Raw genomic sequence first — 16,916 nt, forward strand, 5'->3', positions numbered from 1 at the left:
CGTCTCCGCACCGGCCCCGACCAGCAAGATCACGACCTACGGCTGGAGTACTAGTCGGCCTGCAGGACGAAGAACAGGAAGCACAGGAAGCGCGGCTTGGCCGCGATGGCCTCGGGGAACATCTCGCGGGCGGCGGGATCAGGCTCCGGCTCGCTGATGACCGTAATCCGGAAACCGGCCCCGATGAAAGCCTCGATCATCGCGTGCAGCGGCCTGTTCCACCTGCTCACCAGGGCGGTATGGCCGCCAATGGTCCACTCCACGGTCCATTTGGTGGTGTCGAAGTAGTTGTGCTCGGCCTCGCGACCGGCCTCGCGGTGTATGAGGTTGATGGCAAAGGGATGGTCGACAGATGCGATCAGCCGACCGCCGGGCCTGAGTACGCGTCGCAGCTCGGCCAGCGCCGGCCCCCAGTCCTCCAGATAGTGCAGCACCAGGGACGCCGTTACATCGTCGAATGTGTCATCAGCGTAAGGAAGCGGGCTGCCCAGGTCCGCCACCTGCAGGTCCGCACCGTCGCCGAGCCGCCGCCGAGCCAGCTCCAGCATCCCGGCACTCGTGTCGAAGCCACTCACAACGGCGCCACGGTCGCGCAGCGCGGCAAACAGGGCCCCCGAGCCGCAGCCGGCGTCGAGAATCCGTCGGCCGGCCACGTCTCCAGCGAGGGCCAGCATCGCGGGCCGCTCGTAGTAGGCATTGACCAGGTTGGTTTCGTTTGCGGCCGCGTACGCCTCGGCGAAGCTGTTATAGTCGTTGGTCTTCGACGGTTCCGCACTCACTGCGGACGGCGAGACCAGCTTGGTGGAGATCGCGTGCTCTTGGCGCTCACTTGAGATCATGGTGCGGGAGACGTGTGCTGCACCAGTTCAGTTCCGGGCCGCTCCCGACGGCCCTCACATCCTTCGAGATCCAACGAGCCGTTCGTTCCCGAGTTCGTCCCGCACCGCCCGGTGCAGCCGACGCCACAGGCCGGCCTCGGTCCATACCGACCTGCACCGAGATCCAACGCCTGTTCACCACCCTGACCAGCCGGGCCCACGACCTCGCGCACCGACTCCGCTGGTCACACTGGCGACGCCGACACCAGGCCCGCGCCCGCGACTGCCACTACCGACGGCAAGCAGCCGCCCAGCCATGAAGATCACGATCTACGGCTGGAGTACTAGCCATCATGATCACGCGAGGTATCCGGCCGGGGCTCCGCCGGGGTCGTCGGCCAGCCCTATCGTGACCTTCACCCGCTTGCCAACGGGTTCGCGCCGTACCTCGAAACTGCGGCACACCGCCATCGCGATCTCCAGGCCGTGCTGCCCGATCCGGCTCGGATCAGCCGGACTCACCGCGGGCAGCCGGGCACCGGTGTCCCACACACTGATCTCCACCAAGCCTCCGGCGATTTCCAGCTCCAGCAGACACGGCCCGGGCGCGTACTTGTAGGCGTTGGTCACCAGCTCGCTGACCACCAGCTCCACCATGCTCATCGCACGGTCCGACACCGGCAGCCCGTGAACGGCCTGCACGTCGGTCATGAAACTGCGGGCAGCTCGCCTGGACACGGCGATCGGCTCACCGCCGTCCAAGGCCATGGCCGAGCCGATCGGACGGCTGAACAACAACCCAGGCCCGTCTTGGGAGACCACAGCAGCCACAGCGCCACCTTCATCCTGAGCAAGCCACACGGTTGCTTGGCCGGATACCCCGAAACGGCAGCCCTACACCAGAGCACAAAACGAAAATCTGACCGCCCGGGTGATTTGGAACAGCAAGACGGCTTCCCGCTCGAGGCAGCGGGACTGCACGCCGTCCCTCAGGTTCTGCGAGGGCGGAGTTCGGCCTAGGAACGGCATGCGTCCCGGGCAGCGTGGGTGGCACGACAGAGGAGAACGGCTACGCCGTTTCAGGCCGCAGCCTTGGGGCCCGCGGCTGCGGTGCGGTATTCGGCGTTGAGGCGCTGCGCTTCCTGAAGCTGGTCTTCCAGGATGACGATCCGGCACGCGGCCTCGACCGGGGTGCCCTGGTCGACGAGCTCTCGGGCACGGGCGGCGATCCGTAGCTGGTAGCGGGAGTAGCGGCGGTGGCCGCCGGCGGAGCGCAGCGGGGTGATCAACCGGGCCTCGCCGACGGCGCGGAGGAAGCCTTGGGTGGTGCCGAGCATCTCGGCGGCCCGGCCCATGGTGTAGGCGGGGAAGTCGTCGTCATCGAGACGACCGAACGAGTCATCTGCTGTCATCGCACCTGTCTCATGAACGTACTGAGGGGTGGAGCGTACGGAGGGGCCCTGGCGCCTATGGCACCAGGGCCCCGAAGGAACTGACTACACCATCTGCCGGCCCTGGAACTGCGCCGGCCTACTGTGTCCACACTTCCGACTGTGAAGCTGTCGGGGGTGCGGGGATCGCGGTTGCCTGACCGGAGACCACCTCACAAACGATGTCCTGCGGTACCCGGACTCAACACTCCGTCCGGGCGATCCTGATGGCGCTCGGCTCCTCCGTTCATCCCTCGGTGATCAACTACCTACCAATGCGGGGGACTGCCTACTGCTGGTACTGCTCTATACGGGGGACTACTTATGAGGCCAACTGCTGTACTGCGAACCACTTGTACTACTCGCGGCCTGACCGAGCACCGCACTTCGGCAGCCAGCCCCGTCGCCCAACCTGCGTCTGCTCTGGCTTAGAACCCCACTGCCGAACTTCCCGGTGCGCGCGCCCGCAGCCGACGCCTTCACCGAGGTACCGCTCTAACTGACTTCACTGCTGGGTACTGCTACCGCGGGTACTTCTCACTGCTGTACTGCGAACTGCACTTGCGGGTACTGCCACCTGCGTTAACCGCGGTACTGCTTGATGGTGGCCCCTGATCACTGCGGGCCACCCGGTCCGGTCGTCAGTCCCGTCGCCATCGTGCACAAGCCCGGCTTCGACACTCCACGACCACACCGCACTGGACTGCTGAACTGCAACTACCTGTACTGCTGCCCGGCGGGTCGTCTCTGCCGGGCCCTGCGGTCTTTCTGGGGTACGAGAGAAATCATAACTACAGCACCGGCGAATGTCTACTTCGGTCAGTGCAGATTTTCCGGTGTCAGGTTCTGAGGTAATCGGGTGCCGTCGGGTTCAACTCTGACGGGAGGGGGGCAACGACCGGGCAGGCAAGGCCGACACCAACAACGGACCCGGAGCGCGCGATGACCACGCTGAGCCGCGAGCGCACAGCCTTTGGCGCCCTGAGCGACGTCGCCGAGGCGCGCCAGAGCGCCCGGTCCTTCCTTGACGCCCTCGGGCCGTCGGGGATCGACCCGGAGTGCGCGGGCAGTGTGGTCCTGGTCGTCTCCGAACTCGTCACCAACGCCCTGCTCCACGGCAGCGGCACCTACACGCTCCGCCTGCGTGCCCACCCCGACGTCATCGAGGTCTCCGTCGGGGACCCCGGCCCCACCCTGCCCCGGATGCTTACCCCCGACCTCATCGACGGCACCGGCGGGTTCGGCTGACACATGGTCAACGACCTCGCCCGCGCCACCTTCGTCACGCCCACATCCGAAGGCGGCAAGACCGTACGCGCCCTCCTCCCCCGCGGATAGCCATAGCCCCCGCGCGGCCCCGACAGCCGGCAGCCTGCTTGAGACGAAAGCGAAGGCCGCCGCCGCGACCCCCGTCCCCGGACGGACTACAGGTAGTCAGCCGCTCAGCCGCGAAGATGCCGCCGTGCACGCCGTACAGCGGGGGTGTCCGTCAGCCGGAACCACATACCGGGGTGACTGCCGCGGACCCGGCATCCGGTGGCTTGGCGTCAGTGCAGCCCCTGGTAGAGGTATAGGACGCCGACGCCCACGGCCAGGCCGCCGAGCAGCAGCCGCAGCGCGGTCTCGGGCAGCCGGGGCTGCAGGCGGGCGCCGAGGTAGCCGCCGGCCAGCCCGCCGAGCCCGGCGGCCAGGCCAAGCGTCCAGTCCGGGGCGATGTCGCCCTCGGCGACCAAGGCGAGCAGGGCGTAGGTGCCCGTGCCCACCACAGAGGTGACGAAGGTGGAGGCCAGGGCCGCCGGGGCGACGGTGGCCACCGGCACGCCGCGGCCCACCAGGACGGGCCCGAGGATCGAGCCGCCGCCGATCCCGTAGATCCCGCCGACCGTGCCCACCGCCAGCGCGAGCGCCGTGGTGGCCCGCCCGGACGGGGGCACGGCGGCGGGCCGGGTGCGGGCCGGGCGCAGCGTGCGCACACACAGCCAGATGCCCAGCGGCAGCAGGAGGGCGGCGACCAGCAGCCGGAAGACGCGCGGGCCGGGGACGGCGAAGATCCGCACGGCCGCGCCGATCAGGACCCCGGGCACGGTACCGGTGACCAGCAGCCGGGTCAGCGGGCCGCCCAGGCTCCCGGCCCGCCGGTAGTGGGCCAGGGCGCCGGGCCCGGCGACGACATTGAACAGCAGGTTCGTCGGCGTGACCGCCGGACTCGGCACGCCCAGCACGCTGACCTGGACCGGCAGCAGGAACACCGCCCCGGACACGCCCACCGGCGCGGTCAGCGTCGAGATCAGCAGCCCGGCGGTGAACGCGAGCAGCGGCGTGGACCAGGTCACCGCGGACTCCCCTCTCGACGGCCGGCCGGGCCAGTATCTGCCTGCCCCGGACCGGCCCGGCCGCCGGGGTGTTCACGCCTCGGCGCGGTCCGGGTCGCGCAGCGCCCGCAGGCCACCGGGCATCTCCGGCAGCAGGAAGGCGAGTGGCCGGCCGACCACGACGTCCAAGTGGGTGTCGGCGTCGGTGACGACCGGTGGTTGGTGGAGTACCGGTAGCTCTTCGACCGCTCGGCGATGTGTGTCGCGGGTGGGCACCAGGGTGCCATCGACGATCAGCACGGTGTCCTTGGCGAACCGCTTGCTGGGCCGGAGTGCGAGCATCGGCCCGAGGTGGTCGAGGATCCGGTCCGCCGCCGACTTCGAGACACCGAACAGCGGGGCAAGCTGGCGCATGGTGAGGTTCGTACCCCAGTACGCCACAACCAGCAGGGCACGGTCCTGCAGCGGAAGGCTCCACGGCTCTCCTGGCGCGGTAGCTCCGGGCGGCATCCCCCGGGAATCCGATGGCGCGACGCAGCTCCGGCGGCAAGGATCGGTGGATGCATGAAGTGAAGCTGTCCGACGGGATCATCACTCTGTCGCCGCTGCGCCTGGACGATCGGGACGCGCATCTCACGGGCGAGGATGAGCTGCTGGCTCGCTGGCTTAACGGCGGTCCGGGCACGCGCGAAGGTGTTGAAGCGTACTTCCGGCACTGCTGGGAACAGTGGAACACTGCCGGTCCGCTCCGCGCTTTCGGCATCCGGGTGGGCGGCGACGAGACACTCGCGGGGACGATCGACCTGCGCTTCGCAGAAGAGGGCCTGGCTCCCGGTCAGGTGAATGTCGCCTATGGCCTCTATCCGTCTTGGAGGGGGCGTGGCCTGGCTACCCGCGCAGTCCTCCTGGCGTCTCAGTACGCGGCCGCTCAGGGAGGGGAGGAGGCGGTGATCCAGGTCGATCCGGAGAATCCCGCCTCCGCTGCAGTCGCGCAGCGGGCAGGATTCACCCCTGCCAAGCAGCCGCACGGCAACGACGCCATCCGGTTCGACTGGTACATCCGGGACCTGCGCGATGCACACCCGTGACGACCGGCAGTTACGGGACAACCCGAACTTTGCTGTTTAACCTCATGGGCAGTTCGCGCTTACCGTAGGCGCGTGAACGACATCGACACCGAAACCCTTGGGTGGGACCTCATCGGCTGGGACAGCGACGAGCAAGCCGCACATGTCACTGGCCTCAACCGAGTTGAGATCCTGAGGATCAGGGACCTGTTCCCCGAGCGGGACGACGACTTCCTTGAGACCGCGGTCTACGAGGTGCCGCCCGCCTTGTATCCGGCGATGCGCAGTGCTATCCCGCACCTGGAGTTCCGTGAGGGGCTGGAATACCAGATCGGTGGATTCCTCCTATCAGTCTGAGCTTGCTGACCCGCCAGTGCGTCGGGGCTTCGTGCCGACCTCGTGGTGTGCGGGCCGGGTGTAGGACCCGCCGGTGGCAAGGACGCGTCCGACCTCGTAACGGGGAGCCGGTCTTCCGTTCTTCGAGCCGGGAGGGCGGCCGGGGCCGGGCCGGCTGGGTGCGCTGGCTGGCGTGCCGGTCTTTGCGTGCAGGTTCCTGAACCCGCGGCGGACACGGGCAGGGGGGAGCTTGTTCGGTTCCGCCGGTCGTTCCCAGGGGCGGCGCGGGTCCCGCGCGAGCGGGCGGGCGAGGCGGAGTTGAGCGTGTGCGGCCAGGAGCCAGAGCCTGGCTCTCGCCTACGCAGCCACCTTGGTGATCCACCGCACACCACCCCGCCTGGACTCTCGTCAGCGGTTCCGCGTAAACATGGATCATGCCGGAAGAGACTCCCGCCCCTGAATCCCCGCTGATACAGAGCCTGCGCACAGCCGTGGCCGCTGCCCCTGAGGATGTCCCTCTGCGGCTACACCTCGCGGAGTTGCTGCTTTCCGCGGGGCTGCACGACGCTGCAGTGACGGAGGCAGCGGCGGCCTTGCAGCATGCTCCGGGGGACGGAGCGGCGCGGGAGTTGATGGTGCGGGCGATGGGGATGCCGGCAGCCCCCACGCCCGTGGCCGAGAACACCTCCACGGTCGCTGATCCTGTGTCGTCCGGCGACTCCGCGGCCGCGTCCGCCGAATCGGCGGCGCCGGCGGATCCGGTAGGCGCCCCCGATGAGTCGTCCCGCCGCGCCGGGTTCGACTGGCGGGCGGCCGAGCAGGAGGTCGACGGGATCGTCGAGCCCCGCTTCGTCGAGCCTCCGCTCGGCGTCTGCGAAGACCCCGGGGACGCCGCTGCCTGGGAGGTGTCCTCTCCCGGCGTCGTGCGGCTCGCGGATGTCGGCGGCATGCAGGAGGTCAAGGACCGCCTCGAAGCCGCGTTCCTCGCGCCGATGCGCAACCCCGAACTGCGCAAGCTGTACGGCAAGAGCCTGCGCGGTGGGCTCCTCCTCTACGGCCCGCCCGGCTGCGGCAAGACCTTCATCGCCCGTGCGGTCGCCGGCGAGCTCGGCGCGAACTTCCTGTCCGTGTCCGTCAACGACGTCCTTGACATGTGGATCGGCAACTCCGAACGCAACATGCACGAGGTCTTCGAGACCGCCCGCCGCCAGGCGCCCTGTGTCGTCTTCCTCGACGAACTGGACGCGCTCGGCGCCAAACGCAGCCGTACGCAGCACAGCGGCATGCGCAACACCGTCAACCAGCTCCTCACCGAGCTCGACGGCATTCACTCCGCCGCCAATGAAGGCGTGTTCGTCCTCGCCGCCACCAATGTCCCCTGGGACGTGGACATCGCGCTCCGGCGTCCGGGACGGCTCGACCGCACTCTGCTCGTCCTACCGCCCGACGCCACCGCCCGCGAGGCTATCCTGCGCTACCACCTGCGCGAACGTCCCATCGAGGCAGTCGATCTGGGACGTCTCGTCAAGGCGACGGACGGCCTCTCGGGTGCTGACCTGGCCCATGTGTGCGAGTCGGCGGCCGAGAGCGCGCTGCTCGACTCGGTACGCACCGGCCTGATCCGCATGATCGGAACGAAGGACCTGCTCGACGCCGCGAAGTCGGTGGTCCCGTCGACCGAACCGTGGTTCGCGGCAGCGCGGAACGTGGCGATGTTCGCCAACGAGGGCGGTATGTACGACGACCTGGTGACGTACCTGAAGAAGAGGCGGAAGCTGTGAGCGTGAATCCGGTGGTGGCGCGCGCCGGTGCGCTGCAGGCGGCAGAGCGGTTCGAGGAGTCCAAGGCCGTGCTGGCCCCCCACCTCGCCGAGGAGCCGGACGACGAATGGGCCTGGCAGCTGCTCGCAGTCGCCCACGAGAGACTCGGCGAGTACGAGCTCGCGGAGCGGGCAGCCAGCGAGATGCTCCGGATCTCGCCCGGGCACGTCGGCGCGCTCATTCTGCTGTCCCGGGTGCTGCTCCACCAGGGCAGGCCGTCCGAGGCTCGGACGGCGGCAGAGGAGGCCGTCCGCAGAGCGCCCGACAAGTGGTCCTCCCATTTCGCGCTGTCCGGCGTGCTCGTCGCCTATGCCACGGCCCCGCCTGCCGATCACGAGCGGGCGTACGAAGCGGCCCACGAGGCCGTGCGCCTCGCCCCGCATGAGCCCGACGCCCACCAGGCCCTGTGCTTCGCGGCCGTACGCACGCAGCGTCAGGACGTCGCGAAGCAGGCGCTGGTCGAATGGCTGCGCCTCGACCCGTCCAACGAGACTGCACAAGCCATGCACACCGACGCGATGGCCAACACCCCGGACGTCAAGGCCGCCCAGGCCGCGGAGATGTACTCCGCAGGCCTGGCGGGCGCACCCCAGTCCCCGATGCTGCGCAGCGGCCTCGACCATGCCACGTACCGCCTGCTGCGGGGAACACGCTGGCTCGCGCTCGTCTGCCTGGCAGCTGCCGGAGTGATGATCGATCTCTTCGCCACGGCCAAGGACCCGATCTTGCGGGAGCTGCCCGTACCGCTCGGCAACCGGGTCTGGGTGCTGATGGTCATGGCCGCGATCTGGGGCTTCGGCGCTCTCTTGCGCTACCGCCGGCTGCGTACCGGAGTGCAGCTCAACATCCGCTCCCTCGTACGCCGTGGCCGCTGGGCCCGGATCGTGCTGGGACAGGCCGCGTTGACCATGCTCTGCGCACTGCTGATATCCCAGATTCCGTGGACCGACCGGAGTGTGCCCGAGGTCCTCTTCTGGGCCGGCTTGGTGGCGTCGCTCTCGACCATGGCGTACGACCGCAGGAAGACCGGGTGACCAGCGCCCCGAACGCGGCGGCGGGACGCGTTGCGGGGATCGGTGCGCGGTGCGTTGCAGAGACCCGGCCCCGGTCGGCCAGTCATCAGGTGTGCCCGGCGGCGCCCAGAACACGTGCGGCCCCACCCGCCGTGACGTCGGTGCGCTTGCAGGCCGGCTCTGCGCAGCGGATGCAGCCGCCGGGGCGCCACTCCGCCGCGGGCGAGGCACTCCCCTGCTCCGGGCACCGGTGACGCCGGGACGATGCCGCCGCAGGCTGGCCGCCCGTGCACCGGCCTTCCGCGCCCGGACCGCAGAACACTCGCCCGTGCCGGACAGCCCCTGACGGGGAGTCGGCAGTGCCCCGAACCCGGGCGTCAGGACAGCTCCACGTAAGCCCGGCTCGGACGCGCCCGCCCGGACACCAGGACATCGCCCGTCATCGCGAGCGGCGCGATCCCGAAGCGGCCAGCCGCTCCACGGTCATCCCGTACGCCCCCCTTCACCAGCTCCGCCAACACCTCGGCGCCCGCCTCCGTCACCCCATCGGACACGCGGTCTGTCCCCTCGACGTCGTCCGGCGGGAGTAGCAGCGGGTCATCGACCCACACGGTCCAAGTACACCCGCCCGCACCCCCCGCACCCCCCGCACCCCCCGCACGCATCGTGGCGGCGGGCGAAGTGGTGGGGACCGTGAGCTTGCCGTGCTCCCGGAGCCAGGTCACCACCGCGCGGCGGACGAACGCCGGACTTGTGTTTCCCTACCGCCCACCGGCGCGGGAAGGCCGGACAGGCGCTTACGCCACCTCGCAACGGCGGCGCAGCCCACCCCGGCGGTCCGGCCCACCTTCGTGAGCAGCACCGTGTCCTGGCTCTGGTTCATGTCAGTAGCCGCTGTTTTAGGCAAGTTGAGGGCGCACAGCCCGCGCCGAGGACCATCACCTCGGGCGGGGGGTCACCATCGGCCGGTTCGGTGGCGAGGGGCCCCACTTCATCGTCACGGCGTCAATGAGCTGCCCAACCATCCTCTGCCCTTGTCGGAGGCTTCGCCCTGCCGGGGAGACCGTCGATCTCCTCCTCCGGGCCCTCTGGTGTAGCGGAGGCTGGCCTTGGCATTCAATTTAAGCGTCACGGCCGGGACCAGCGTTCCGTGAGGGTCGTGATCGAGGCGGCCGCCCGGTGGAGCTGCGCGTCGTCGTCCCGCACCTTTCTGTTCAGCTCGACGTGGAGGAAGCGGGACCGCCGGTCGGCGGCGGCCTGGCCCTGCTCGTTCTCCCTCCCGGCGAGCTTGCACCGTGCGGAGTAGGCCGTGCACACGTCCAGGCCGTCCCGCCGCAGTGCCGCCGTCAGCTGCTCCGCGTCCGCCACCGCACTGTCGCCGCGGCCCGTGGAGACCACCGCGTCCCGGCCGGGGAAGGACTCGTCCGCGAACCCGTGCAGCTGGACTCCCGGAAGGTTTCTGCGCGTGAGCTCGTCCACCACGGCATGGAAGACGGAGTCCTCCCGGTGCGCCACGTCCGCCTCTCCGTCCTCTCCCGCGTCGCGGTGGGCCCCGGCGAGCACCAGGACTCCGCCCGGCGCGCCGCGCAGCACCCGCGCCCCGAGGAGTTCCGTGCGGGCGTCGGCGACGGGGTGGGGGACCTGCACCGACCAGCGCGCGGGGCCGTCGAGGTCGACGTACACCCGGCCCCAGCCGCGGGTGGTGTGGCCGGATTCACTCGCTGCGTCCGCCACCTCGGCGTAACGGCGTCCGCTGGCGGCGTCCGTGACGGTGCGGAGGGCGAAGTCGATCTCCGCCAGCCCGGCCCGCGCGCGTTCGGGATCCCCGTCGAGCAGCTGGGCAACGGCCCTGGTGAACGCTTGGCGTTCGCGGTCGGTGGGGGTGCGGTACCCCCCGCGCTCGCCGAATCCCGCGGTGAACCGGGAGATGCGCTGCTCCAGATCACCGGCGGGGGACGGACGCGGCCCGGGGGCGGTCGGCGGGGCGCCGCCCGAGCGTGCCGACACAAGCACCAAAACGACACAAAGGGAAAGAAGTGCGCCGCATAGTGCAGCAATCGTTATCAGCCAGGTCCGTGGAGCACTCATAGTCATATAAAAATAGCGGAGTGATGTCCTCCGCTCCCTCCCACCGCTGGTCGGCCTGCTTCGACCGCCCCCGTTCCCGGATGTGTTCCGGGTGGCCACGGGCCGTGCGGCAGCAGGGAGCCGGACGAACCGCCGGCGTCACCCGCGTGCCCCGCGAGGCGGCCCGGTCCGCCCTGACCTGAGGCGAGACCGCCCGCGGCCCCCGCCGTGCGCCCGTACACCCCTTATCCCCGGATCACCCCACTCCGCCGGCCACACCCGCTGCAGGAGAGAACGAACAGGAGCTTTCCTTGGCCGCGTCGCGATCGAGGCGGCAGCGCCGCGCCCGCCGTAGAGCGGACATGTCGCTGCTGGGCGGCATCCGTCCGCCCATCGCGGCCCTCTCCGCCATGCTGCTGGCCCTCGCCACGGTCACCGCCTTCCAGCTCGGCCGCGTGGGTGACGAGGCCGTGCCGCCGGCCGTCCTCACCTCGCAGCAGTACTTCGCGGAGGACGGCGCCATCGCCCTGCGCGCCTCGCTGGACGAGAGCATCAAGGACATCGGCAGGACCGCCTCCCTGTTCAGCTCGGGTGAGCCGGTATCGCCCGACTCCGTGCTCGACAAGCTCGGCAGCGTCTACCAGAAGTGGCGCGGCACGGCCGTCATCGAGATCGCGTCGGGCCGCCTGCAGGCGCAGCGCGGCGAGAACCTCCCGCTGACCGCCCTCGACCTGACCGCGCTGGACGGCGAATCTGGCCTCGCCCCCCGCATGGTCCGGCTGGAGAACGGCGAGACCCGCCTGCTCACCCTCGCCCTGCTCTCCTGGCCCGGTCGGCCCCAGCAGCTCCTGGTCGCCTCCAGCAGCCTCAAGGTCCCGGGCGTCAGCCTGGGCAAGTCCCGCGCCATCGCCGTGCTCGACGCGTCCGGCCAGGTCCTGGGCAGCGACGGCGTCGGCGGCTCCGAGCAGGAGAGGAAACAGCTCAAGAAGTACGCCAAGACCGTCGCCGAGAAGGCGGGCAGGCACCCGCTCCAGGCCAAGGAGCCGGGCTCCGGCGGCTTCGCCGGTGTCAGCGGCAGCCTGCTCGGGGACTCCAAGGCCGGCCACCGCTCCGTCGCCGGCTACGCCAAGCTCACCGGTTCGCAACCCGGTGCCGGCACTGACGCGACCGCCCTCGGTCTCACCGTCGTCTCCTTCGTCGGTGTCGCCGAGGAGCGCTCCGCCGCCGTCGACTCGTTCTTCTGGATCGCCGCCGCGGGCGCGCTGCTGGTCCTCGGCGCGCTCGCCGTGGCCCTGCTCGTGGTCACCGTGCAGCGCCCGCTGCTCCAGCTGTTCCTGGAGAGCCGCCGGATCGGCCGCGGCGACCTGCACCGGCCCGTCACCGTGCCGAAGTACGGCGAGGCCGCCCGCATCGGGGCCGCCCTCGACCGGTTGCGCCGCCAGCTCCTCGGCGAGCCCGGAGCGGACTACGCCGGCGCCCGCGCGGGCCGCCGCGCACGCATCGGGACCCGCGCGCTCATCGCGGTGTGCGGGATCCTGCTCCTGGTGTGGTCGGCGCCGCTGCTGCTGGCGCTCAACCGCGCGGGAGCCTCCGTAGCGGTGCCGCAGACCATCCTCGACGACCAGCGCGAACGCACTGACACGCTGGCCGACCGGGTGCGCCGCGCCCTCAACGAAGGACACGCCGACCTCACCTCCGTCGCTTCCGTCATCAGCGACAAGACCACCCCCGCCGAAATGACGAAGCTGCTGGAACGCACCCGGGCCCAGCACGGGCGCTATGAATCGCTCTACGTCCTGAAGGCCGACGGCACGGTCATGGCCCGCGCCGGCGGCAAGCCGCGCCACACCGCGGGCCACGCCCCGTCGCGGCAGCCCATGACCCTGGTCGACAGCGGCAACCAGCCGGTCATCACCGAGTACGCGGAGGCACCCGGCGTGGGCGGCGCGGCCGTGGTCGGCGAGCTGCGCATCGACTTCCTCAACGCCCTGCTCAAGCGGCCGGGTCTGGGCGAGGTCCGCGTCGTCGACGCCAAGCACCGGGTGATCGGCGGCAACAACGGCTACCTGGCCTTCCAGTCGCTGTCGGACGACAAGCTCGACGCCCTGGTGACCCGCGTGAACGAGAAGGGCGGCGCGAACGGGAAGGCCGACCAGGGCCCGGGCCCCCGCAGCGCCCTGCTGCGCGACGGCGGTGTCTCCATCGCCGCGGCGGCGCCGATGACCGGCGGGGGTGTGGCCCAGTCCCTGGACTGGACCGTCGTCACCTGGCAGCCGGCCAAGGGCCTGGAGATCCCGGCGTACACCGCGCAGAACCGCACGGTGCTGGCCGGCCTGCTCGGGCTCACGGGCGCCGCGGCCTGCCTCGGCTGGATGCACATCGTCGTGGTACGGCCGCTGCGCGACCTCGCCGCGCGTGCGGAGGCCCTCGCCGACGGCGACCGCCGCACCGTCGTCTACCCCACCCACCACGATGAGGTGGGGGCCGTCACCCGCAGCCTGGAAGTCATCCGTCAGCAGCTGCTGGAGCAGCGCAAGCGGGACGCCGCCGGTGGTGGCGCCGGCCGGACCCCCGGCCGTACCACCCCGGCCGGAAGGAACTGATCAACCGTGCTCTTCCTCTACTGCGTGCTGCTCTTCTGCTGCCTGGTCATGCTCCTCGCGGGCATCGTCGAGCAGCGTCGGCATTACGCCAACCTCGTGCAGATACCCAACCGGGTGCTGGTCAACGGCATCCGGGGCAAGAGCTCCATCACCCGGCTGTGCGCGGGAGCCCTGCGCGGCGGCGGACTGTCGACGGTCGCCAAGACCACCGGCACCGCGGCCCGCTTCATCCACCCCGACGCCACCGAGGAGCCCGTCTACCGGAAGTTCGGCATCGCCAACGTCGTCGAGCAGATCGGAATCGTGCGGCGCGCCGCCGCCTACCGGCCCGACGTGCTGGTCATGGAGTGCATGGCGGTCATGCCCGCCCTCCAGGAGATCAACCAGTCGAAGTTGATCCAGTCGACCATCGGCGTGCTGTGCAACGTCCGCGAGGACCACGTCGCCGAGATGGGCCCCACCCTCGACGACATCGCGCGCTCCCTGTCGCGCTCCATGCCCCACGGCGGAATCTGCGTCACCGCCGAGAAGGAGCGCTTCCACGTCCTGCAGGAGGAGGCCGACGCGCGGAACTGCACGCTCGTCTACGCCGACCCCGACACGGTCAGCGACGAGGAGCTGCGGGGCTTCAGCTGGTTCACCTTCAAGGAGAACGTCGCCATCGCGCTCACCGTCGCCGACCTCCTCGGCGTCGACCGCGAGACGGCCCTCCAGGGAATGTACGACGCCCCGCCGGACCCGGGCGTGCTGTCCGTCGAGAGGTACGTGTCCCCCGGCGGCAAGCGGGTGCGCTTCGCCAACGTCTTCGCCGCGAACGACCCCGAGTCGACGCTGATGAACATCAACCAGCTCCTCGACCTCGGGGCCGTCGACCGTCCCCTGAACGTCGTGATCAACTGCCGTCCCGACCGCGTCGAGCGGAACGGCCAGATGGGCCAGATCATCCCCGACCTGATGCCCGACAAGGTCTTCGTGATCGGACACCCGGCCAAAAGCGCCATCGACGCGATCCCGTCCGAGTGGCGTGCGCGCGCCGTCGACCTCGGCGGCGACCAGCGCGACGGCGAGGAGTTCATGAACGAACTGCTCGGCCATCTCGGTGAGAGCTCCTCGCTGGTCGCGATCGGCAACATCCACGGCCAGGGCGAGATCCTCCTGGAGCACCTGGCGGAACTGCCCGGCTTCGAGGAGGAGCCCGACGGGGCGGCCCCGGCCCGCGAGCCCGCCGCATCCGGACAGGCCGCGCCCGCACAGGCCGCGCCCGCACAGCCGCTGTACGCCACGCACCTGGACCCGTACGCGGACCTCACCGCCGCGCAGGAGGCCCGCTTCGCGCCGCCCCCCGTGCCCCGGCAGTACGTCAACCCGCAGCAGCAGCCGCAGGCGAGGCCCGCCCCCCAGGGGCAGCAGCCGTACACGCAGCAGCCGTACGCGCAGCAGCCGTGGCCCGAGCAGGCCTGGCCCCCCCACCCGAACGCGCCCCACCCCGACCCGCAGTGGCAGAGTCCAGGAGAGCCCCGTTGATCCCCGCAGTCCTCACCCCCGAGATCGCCGCGATCGGCATCGCGCTGGGCCTGCTGTTCTCCCTGCTCTGCTACCTCACGACGAACCTCTCGCCCGGCGGCATGATCACCCCCGGCTGGCTCGCGCTCACCCTCATCGAGGACCTGCAGCGCGCCGCGCTCGTCGTCGGTATCACCGCCCTGACCTACGCGCTCACCCTCGTCACCCAGAAGTTCGTGATCCTCTACGGCAAGCGCCTGTTCGCCGCCGTCGTCCTCATCGGAGTGCTCCTCCAGGCCACGGTGGTCATCGTGCTGCAGATGAAGTTCCCCCTGCTGTACGCCAACCAGACCCTCGGCTTCATCGTGCCCGGGCTGATCGCCTACCAGCTCGTCCGCCAGCCCAAGGGCGCCACCATGCTCGCCACCGGGTCAGCGACCCTCATGACGTACGTCGTACTGACATCGGGCATCCTGCTCGGCTTCATGCCGCACGCCTGACCGACGCCATGCACCGATCACCCGCACCGCCCGGAGCACACTGATGACCGCCAAGCCCGCCCGCCGCAACAGCCCCGTCCTGCACGTCGCCGTCGTCGCCCTCCTGGTGGCCGCCAGCGCGTACTTCACCTACGAGCTGCGCAGGGAGGAGCAGGCCAAGGCCCCCGAGGTGCTGGTCGTCACCGACCGGGCGCAGAAGGGCGGCGGCGACCAGAGCGGCGCCCAGAAGTGGGACCGGCTGAAGAACCCCGAGCGCTCGGTCCTGCGCAGCGCGGACGGAGCCGTCCTCGCCACCTTCACGGACGGCGCGCGCACCGCGTCGCTCACCGGCAAGAGCCGCACCTTCACCGAGCCGGCCACCACGCAGGCCCGCGTCGTCACCGACAACTGGGTCCGCCTCCTGCCGGAGAGCTGGCGCAACGGCGCGGAGCGCGAACAGTGGTTCCAGGACTGGTTCAAGAAGTACTACGGCAGCGAGGAGGACGACCTTTTCGCGATCGCCTTCCAGTACGGGGACCAGGCGCCGGCCAAGAAGGACGCGGCCGGCGTCCAGTACGCGGGCGACGCGGCCTTCGGGCCGCTCAACCCCAACGGCTCCCCGGGAAACGACCTGCGCCTGGAGCAGTCGGACTTCTACGACTACCTGGGCATCCCGTACACGTTCCGCAACGGCACCGTGGAGCAGCCGGAGAAGAACAAGCGCGGGGCCCTGGACTGCTCCGGCTTCATCCGCACCGTCTTCGGCTACCGCTCCCGCTTCCCGCTGATGGCCTCCGACACGGGCGGCAACGGACTGCCGCGCACGGCCAACGCGATGGCGCGCTCGAAGACCGGCGTGGACATCCTGCCCCTCAAGGGCGTCGGCCCACAGGACCGGCCGGCCTCCGTCGATGTTCTCCAGCCGGGTGACCTGGTGTTCTTCAAGCTCGACGCCCGCTCCGGCGACCGGCTGGACCATACCGGCATGTACCTCGGCAACGACACCGACGGCCACAAGATCTTCATATCGAGCCGCGAGGAGGCCAACGGCCCCACCATCGGTGACAAGGGCGGCGCCTCCCGCCTCGACGGCAACGGCTACTACGCCGCCGCTCTGCGCAGTGCCAAGCGCCTCTGACCGCCCCTGGCACCTCCCGCCCAGCCCTCCGGCGCGTCAGCCCGGCCGCAGCGGCGGCCTGCAACGAGAGTTCCTCTGCGAGGGCGCAGAGCCCCAACGCCCGCCGGCGGCCGGCCGAAGCCGACCGCCGCCGCTAAGGCGTGCCTCGGGCTGGCAGCGGTGTGGGTCTCAGGCGAGCTGGGGCCGTGAGCGAGCTGGGGAACGCTCGAGGGCGTCGGCCGAGTCCGGTGGACTAACTGATCGTTTCACAATGAGATCGGTGTGGCGGGTGGCAACTGAGGATCTCAATGGGCAGGGTCTGCCCTATGTCTGCAGACCTTGTTCCTGATG

15 protein-coding genes and 3 pseudogenes are annotated in these 16,916 nt (G+C 70.3%); 10 read left to right on the forward strand and 8 right to left on the reverse strand.

What is annotated here, in order from left to right; genetic code table 11:
* Positions 1-50: 50 nt before the first annotated feature.
* Positions 51-839: a class I SAM-dependent methyltransferase gene (locus AC07DU_RS28340; protein WP_024756398.1), complete on the reverse strand. Its 789-nt coding sequence runs from the start codon at positions 837-839 to the stop codon at positions 51-53.
* A 149-nt stretch (positions 840-988) separates the two neighbouring features.
* Here AC07DU_RS28340 and AC07DU_RS28345 point away from each other — a divergent pair.
* Positions 989-1,138, forward strand: a pseudogene (locus tag AC07DU_RS28345) (IS701 family transposase); the annotation flags it as partial.
* 37 nt (positions 1,139-1,175) lie between these two features.
* Here the strand turns inward: AC07DU_RS28345 and AC07DU_RS28350 are convergent.
* Both AC07DU_RS28350 and AC07DU_RS28355 read right to left on the reverse strand, forming a co-directional pair.
* Positions 1,176-1,586, reverse strand: coding sequence for an ATP-binding protein (locus tag AC07DU_RS28350; RefSeq protein ID WP_479037952.1), 411 nt, complete (start codon positions 1,584-1,586; stop codon positions 1,176-1,178).
* A 311-nt stretch (positions 1,587-1,897) separates the two neighbouring features.
* Entirely contained in the window at positions 1,898-2,230 is a 333-nt protein-coding gene (locus tag AC07DU_RS28355; protein ID WP_453371737.1) for a MerR family transcriptional regulator, read from the reverse strand.
* A gap of 960 nt (positions 2,231-3,190) precedes the next feature.
* On the opposite strand from AC07DU_RS28355, the gene AC07DU_RS28360 reads away from it, so the two are divergent.
* Positions 3,191-3,496: an ATP-binding protein gene (locus tag AC07DU_RS28360; RefSeq protein ID WP_479114463.1), complete on the forward strand. Its 306-nt coding sequence runs from the start codon at positions 3,191-3,193 to the stop codon at positions 3,494-3,496.
* A gap of 299 nt (positions 3,497-3,795) precedes the next feature.
* Here the strand turns inward: AC07DU_RS28360 and AC07DU_RS28365 are convergent, their stop codons facing one another.
* Both AC07DU_RS28365 and AC07DU_RS28370 read right to left on the reverse strand, forming a co-directional pair.
* Entirely contained in the window at positions 3,796-4,581 is a 786-nt protein-coding gene (locus AC07DU_RS28365; protein WP_479114466.1) for a TSUP family transporter, read from the reverse strand.
* A gap of 138 nt (positions 4,582-4,719) precedes the next feature.
* Positions 4,720-5,058 (reverse strand): annotated as a pseudogene (locus tag AC07DU_RS28370) (transposase family protein); the annotation flags it as partial.
* 62 nt (positions 5,059-5,120) lie between these two features.
* Here AC07DU_RS28370 and AC07DU_RS28375 point away from each other — a divergent pair.
* Both AC07DU_RS28375 and AC07DU_RS28380 read left to right on the forward strand, forming a co-directional pair.
* A complete protein-coding gene (locus tag AC07DU_RS28375; RefSeq protein ID WP_479114468.1) occupies positions 5,121-5,648 on the forward strand; it encodes a GNAT family N-acetyltransferase in 528 nt (175 codons plus the stop codon).
* A gap of 72 nt (positions 5,649-5,720) precedes the next feature.
* On the forward strand, positions 5,721-5,984 hold the full coding sequence (locus AC07DU_RS28380) for a hypothetical protein (RefSeq protein WP_479114470.1): 264 nt from the start codon (positions 5,721-5,723) through the stop codon (positions 5,982-5,984).
* On the opposite strand, the pseudogene AC07DU_RS28385 reads toward AC07DU_RS28380, so the two are convergent.
* Positions 5,976-6,305: pseudogene (locus tag AC07DU_RS28385) on the reverse strand (NF041680 family putative transposase); the annotation flags it as partial. The gene AC07DU_RS28380 and the pseudogene AC07DU_RS28385 overlap by 9 nt on opposite strands.
* 92 nt (positions 6,306-6,397) lie before the next feature.
* On the opposite strand from AC07DU_RS28385, the gene AC07DU_RS28390 reads away from it, so the two are divergent.
* Positions 6,398-7,744, forward strand: a complete 1,347-nt coding sequence (locus tag AC07DU_RS28390) for an ATP-binding protein (RefSeq protein ID WP_479114472.1) — start codon at positions 6,398-6,400, stop codon at positions 7,742-7,744.
* Positions 7,741-8,817: a tetratricopeptide repeat protein gene (locus tag AC07DU_RS28395; RefSeq protein ID WP_479114474.1), complete on the forward strand. Its 1,077-nt coding sequence runs from the start codon at positions 7,741-7,743 to the stop codon at positions 8,815-8,817. Before AC07DU_RS28390 ends, AC07DU_RS28395 begins: the two co-directional genes overlap by 4 nt.
* A gap of 356 nt (positions 8,818-9,173) precedes the next feature.
* On the opposite strand, the gene AC07DU_RS28400 is transcribed toward AC07DU_RS28395, so the two are convergent.
* Together AC07DU_RS28400 and AC07DU_RS28405 are read right to left on the reverse strand one after the other, a co-directional pair.
* Positions 9,174-9,350 carry a hypothetical protein gene (locus tag AC07DU_RS28400; protein ID WP_479114476.1) on the reverse strand — a complete coding sequence of 59 codons (177 nt, stop codon included), beginning with the start codon at positions 9,348-9,350 and terminating at the stop codon, positions 9,174-9,176.
* A 574-nt stretch (positions 9,351-9,924) separates the two neighbouring features.
* Positions 9,925-10,809, reverse strand: coding sequence for a hypothetical protein (locus tag AC07DU_RS28405; RefSeq protein ID WP_479037814.1), 885 nt, complete (start codon positions 10,807-10,809; stop codon positions 9,925-9,927).
* Positions 10,810-11,225: 416 nt separating this feature from the next.
* On the opposite strand from AC07DU_RS28405, the gene AC07DU_RS28410 reads away from it, so the two are divergent.
* From AC07DU_RS28410 to AC07DU_RS28425, 4 genes are read left to right on the forward strand one after another with little or no spacing between them, the layout of a single operon-like run.
* A complete protein-coding gene (locus AC07DU_RS28410; protein ID WP_479114478.1) occupies positions 11,226-13,466 on the forward strand; it encodes a HAMP domain-containing protein in 2,241 nt (746 codons plus the stop codon).
* 6 nt (positions 13,467-13,472) lie between these two features.
* On the forward strand, positions 13,473-14,990 hold the full coding sequence (gene pgsB, locus AC07DU_RS28415) for a poly-gamma-glutamate synthase PgsB (RefSeq protein WP_479114480.1): 1,518 nt from the start codon (positions 13,473-13,475) through the stop codon (positions 14,988-14,990).
* Positions 14,987-15,469: a poly-gamma-glutamate biosynthesis protein PgsC/CapC gene (locus AC07DU_RS28420; protein WP_069923392.1), complete on the forward strand. Its 483-nt coding sequence runs from the start codon at positions 14,987-14,989 to the stop codon at positions 15,467-15,469. The genes pgsB and AC07DU_RS28420 overlap by 4 nt, the downstream gene beginning before the upstream one ends.
* A 43-nt stretch (positions 15,470-15,512) precedes the next feature.
* A complete protein-coding gene (locus AC07DU_RS28425) occupies positions 15,513-16,586 on the forward strand; it encodes a C40 family peptidase (RefSeq protein WP_479114482.1) in 1,074 nt (357 codons plus the stop codon).
* The last annotated feature ends 330 nt before the right edge of the window (positions 16,587-16,916 follow it).

The sequence above is a fragment of the Streptomyces sp. NPDC045695 genome, assembly GCF_056432025.1.